This is a genomic window from Xanthomonas sp. SHU 308, from assembly GCF_000364645.1.
Lineage (GTDB): Bacteria > Pseudomonadota > Gammaproteobacteria > Xanthomonadales > Xanthomonadaceae > Xanthomonas_A > Xanthomonas_A sontii.
Genome location: NZ_AQOK01000882.1, coordinates 1 through 4,079 on the forward strand (window position 1 = coordinate 1; position 4,079 = coordinate 4,079).

At 70.5% G+C, this 4,079-nt stretch carries 5 protein-coding genes; all 5 read right to left on the reverse strand.

What is annotated here, in order from left to right:
• Positions 1–274, reverse strand: a 274-nt coding sequence (locus D588_RS0122720; RefSeq protein WP_017917626.1) for a squalene/phytoene synthase family protein, incomplete at its 3' end; no start/stop codon positions are given.
• A gap of 181 nt (positions 275–455) precedes the next feature.
• Positions 456–1,163 carry a phosphoglycolate phosphatase gene (locus D588_RS0122725; RefSeq protein ID WP_043086927.1) on the reverse strand — a complete coding sequence of 236 codons (708 nt, stop codon included), beginning with the start codon at positions 1,161–1,163 and terminating at the stop codon, positions 456–458.
• A complete protein-coding gene (ubiG, locus tag D588_RS0122730; protein ID WP_017917628.1) occupies positions 1,153–1,890 on the reverse strand; it encodes a bifunctional 2-polyprenyl-6-hydroxyphenol methylase/3-demethylubiquinol 3-O-methyltransferase UbiG in 738 nt (245 codons plus the stop codon). The genes D588_RS0122725 and ubiG overlap by 11 nt, the downstream gene beginning before the upstream one ends.
• A gap of 53 nt (positions 1,891–1,943) precedes the next feature.
• The gene (locus D588_RS0122735) at positions 1,944–3,278 is read right to left on the reverse strand and encodes a TRZ/ATZ family hydrolase (RefSeq protein ID WP_017914280.1); all 1,335 of its coding nucleotides are present in this window, start codon (positions 3,276–3,278) and stop codon (positions 1,944–1,946) included.
• Positions 3,279–3,303: 25 nt separating this feature from the next.
• Positions 3,304–3,963 (reverse strand): TMEM175 family protein, encoded by a 660-nt coding sequence (locus D588_RS0122740; protein ID WP_017917629.1) that lies wholly within the window; start codon positions 3,961–3,963, stop codon positions 3,304–3,306.
• Positions 3,964–4,079: the final 116 nt, after the last annotated feature.

Here is a 4,079-nt window from a genome sequence, read left to right on the forward strand (position 1 = left end):
GCGCAGCCACCGGCTCCAGCACCCGGCCCAGCGGATGCCGCGAACGCTGCCCGGACCAACTGCGCAGTTCCTCGCCCCACCACGCCAGCTTGGCGTCGGCCGGCAGCGGGTCGCCGGCGATGTTGAGGATGTCGTCGAACTCCTGCAGCAGGGCGAACCAGGCCACGGTGCGGGCGCGCTGCGGCGCCGGCACGAACGCCTCGGCCACGGCCCATTCCGGCCAGCGGCGGCGCCATTTGTCGAGGAAGGCATCCAGGGCGGACGAACTGCTCATGCGATCGGTGAATCCGGGGTCAGGCGCGCGCGCCGATGGCATCGCGCAATGGGAGAACGAGCGCGGCTGCCGCGCAGAACGCGCAGTGTACGTGCGCGACCGATGGATGCCGAGCGGCGCGGCGTGCAGGCGGAGACACCGCGGTCGCAGCATCGCCGCCAACGCGGCGACAGCACCGGTTTCAGGACGCGGCTGCGCTGACCGGCCAGGCCGCGGCGTCGTACAGCTCGGCCGGCGCGGCGACCATCGCATCGGCGCGCCAGGCCAGCGGATCGTCCTCGTCCAGCCGGTAACCCCACAGCACCGCCACCGACGCCATGCCGGCGGCGCGCGCGGCGAGGATGTCGCGTTCGTCGTCGCCGACGTAGACCACTTCCTGCGGCGCCACGCCCAGGCGCTGCGCGGCGACCTGCAGCGGCAGCGGATGCGGCTTGCGCTCGGGCAGTGTGTCGCCGCCGATCAGCACCGCGCAGCGCTGCTGCCACTGCAACTGCGGCAGGATCAACCGCGCCAGCGCCTCGGGCTTGTTGGTGACGATGCCCCACACGCTGCCGGCCTCTTCCAGGCGTTGCAGCAGTTCCGCGATGCCATCGAACGGCTGCGAATGACGGCCGATCAGCGCCTCGTAGTGGCGCAGGAACGCCGGAATAAGCGCATCGCGTTCGGCCGCTGGCAGTTCCGGAAAGGCGACGCCGAGCATCGCCCGCGAGCCTTTCGACACCACCGGCCGCAACTGCGCCAGGTCGAGCGCAGGACGCCCATGCTCGGCCAGCAGCGCATTGGCCGCGGCCAGCAGATCCGGCGCACTGTCCAGCAGCGTGCCATCCAGATCGAACAGCACCACCCGCGGGTAACCTCGCCGCGGCAGCGGCGCTTCCCTATTCCCCATTCCCGATTCCCGGCTTTGCGGCACACGCCAGGTAATTGACCTCGGTGCGCGAGGACAGCCGCGCGCGATTGCGCCACGGCTCGTAAGCCAGGCCGCTGACGTCGCGCAGCTGCAGTTCGGCCTGGCGCAACCAGGCGGCCAGCTCCGCCGGCTTGATGAAGTCCTGGTAGCGATGGGTGCCGGTGGGCAGCAGCCGCGCCACGTACTCGGCACCGACGATGGCCAGGGCGAACGCGGCCGGGGTGCGGTTGAGGGTGGACAGGAACAGCTGTCCGCCCGGCTTGAGCAGGGTTGCGCAGGCGCGCACGATCGCCGCCGGATCGGGCACGTGCTCGAGCATCTCCATGCAGGTGATGGCGTCGAAGCTGCCCGGTTGTGCGGCCGCCAGGTCCTCGACCGACTGCACGCGGTAGTCGACCTCGACCCCGGATTCGAACTGGTGCAGCCGCGCGACCTTGATCAGCTCCGGTGCCAGGTCGATCGCGGTGACCTGCGCGCCCTCCTTGGCCAGCGCCTCGCTGAGCAGGCCGCCGCCGCAACCCACGTCCAGCACCGTCGCGCCGCGCAGCGGCAGACGCTCGGCGACGTAGCGCAGACGCACCGGGTTGAGCGCGTGCAGCGGCTTCTGCGGGCCGTCGGCATCCCACCAGCGGGTGGCCAGGGCGCCGAACTTGTCCAGTTCGGCCTGATCGAAATTGGCGGAGGCGTTGGCGGCGGAAGCGGTCATGGCGAACTCTCGTTGGGGCCGCGCGCGCGGGGCGGCACGGCGAACATAGCGGATCAGGCGTGGACGCTGCGGATACGTTCGCGCCACTCGCGCGCATTGGCGACCAGCGCATCGACATCCATGTCCACCAGCACGCGCTGGCTGAGCTTGGGCTGGCCGGCGATCCACACGTCGCTGACCTGCTGCCGGCCGGTGGCGTACACCAGTTGCGACAGCACGTTGTGCAGCGGCTGAGTCTCCAGCGCCGACAGGTCCACGCAGATCAGATCGGCCTGCTTGCCCGGCTCGATCGAGCCGATCGTCTCGCCGAAGCCAAGCGCGCGCGCGCCGCCCAGGGTGGCCGCACGCAGCGTGCTGGCCGCGTCCAGCGCGGTGGCGTCGTTGGCCACGGCCTTGGCCAGGATCGCCGCGGTGCGGTTCTCGCTGAACATGTCCAGGTCGTTGTTGCTGGCGCAGCCGTCGGTGCCGATCGCCAGGTTCACGCCCGCCCGCTGCAGCGCGCAGGCCGGGCAGAAGCCGGAGGCGAGCTTGAGGTTGGATTCGGGGCAATGCACCACGCTGACCCCGCGCTCGGCGCACAGGTGGATCTCGGCGTCGGTGAGCTGGGTCATGTGCACCGCGATCAGGCGGTCGTTGACCAGGCCCAGACGGTCCAGCCGCGCCAGCGGGCGCTGCCCGTACTGCTTGAGCGAGTCGGCGATTTCCTGCGCGGTCTCGTGGGTGTGCAGGTGCACCGGCACCTCGAGCTGGTCGGACAGCATCCGCACCCGCTCGAAGTTGGCGTCGTTGACCGTGTACGGCGCATGCGGGGCGAAGGCGATGCCGACCAGCGGATCGTCGCGCCACTGGTCGTGCACCTCGCAGGCGCGGGCGAAGTACTCGTCGGAGGTCTTGGCCCAGGCGGTCGGGAAATCGATGATCACCGTGCCGACCCGCGCGCGGAAGCCGTGCTGCTTGTACACCGCGGCCTGCACGTCGGCAAAGAAGTAGTTCTCGTTGGCGCAGGTGGTGCCGCCGCGCAGCATCTCGGCGATGGCCAGCGCGGTGCCGTCGGCGACGAACTCCGGGCCGATCACCGCGGTCTCCACCGGCCAGATGTGCTGCTGCAGCCACACCATCAGCGGCAGGTCGTCGGCGATGCCGCGCAGCAGGGTCATCGGATTGTGCGTATGCGCGTTGACCAGCCCCGGCAGCAGCGCCGCGTCCGGACGCGAGACGGTGCGCGCAGGGGCGAAGCGCGTGCGCGCCTCGGCCGTGGGCAGCACCGCCACGATCTCGCTGCCGCGCACCGCCACCGCGTGGTCTTCAAGCACCACCGCATGCGGTTCGATCGGGACCACGTAGCCGGCTTCGATCAGCAGGTCGCAGGATTCGGGTATGGAGGTCATCGCAGGGACTCTAGAAAAGGGAGGGTCACGGTGCCGGTGCCGCCTGGGCCTGGCGGATGCGGCGCTGGTACACGCGCATCACCCCCCACTGCAGCAGGAAGACCGCCAGGAAGCCGAAGCGGCCCAGCCACGGTGCCACCATGCCCACGGGGATGCATAACGCGAACACCACCGGCGAGACCGCCGCGCGCAGCTTCATCGCCTGCGCCTGCAGCGGGCCCAGCCGCTGCGCCAGGCCTTCCTTGCGCACCGCATAGGCATGCAGCCAGTACCCGGCCAGGCCGATCGCCGCCAGATGCGCGCAGTACACCGAGAACGCCTCGTGGCTGCCGAAATAGTCCGAGTACAGCGCGGTGGAGAACGGCAGCAGGCCGATCAGCAGCAACTGCAGCACGTTGAGCCAGATCAGCCGGTCGTCGAACTGGCGGATGTGCCGGCACAGCTGCAGGTGCGACTTCCAGAACAGCGCGGTGACCAGAAAGCTGACCGCGAAACCGATGAACAGCGGCAGCATCCGGTGCAGGGCGGCGAGGATGCCGCCGGCCGCCGCGACCTCGGCGTGTCCGGGCACCTTGATTTCCACCGCCAGCAGGGTGATGGCGATGGCGAAGACCGCATCGCTGAAGAACACGACGCGGTCGTGCGGGTACTTGCTGTCGGCGCTGTCGGCGTGGCTGGTCGTCACGGGCGTTTCCTGGGAGCGAGGTGGTCCATCACCGCCGCACGGCGATCCGGCGCATGGCGCTGCCTGGCCGCCGCACGCCAGCGCGTGCGCATGCCCGCGGCCGGCGGCGGCCGCGA

Excerpts from the sequence above, each read along its gene's own strand:
- D588_RS0122725 (WP_043086927.1), bottom strand. The coding sequence starts at position 1,163 with ATGGGGAATAGGGAAGCGCCGCTGCCGCGGCGAGGTTACCCGCGGGTG.
- ubiG (WP_017917628.1), bottom strand. The coding sequence starts at position 1,890 with ATGACCGCTTCCGCCGCCAACGCCTCCGCCAATTTCGATCAGGCCGAA.
- D588_RS0122735 (WP_017914280.1), bottom strand. The coding sequence starts at position 3,278 with ATGACCTCCATACCCGAATCCTGCGACCTGCTGATCGAAGCCGGCTAC.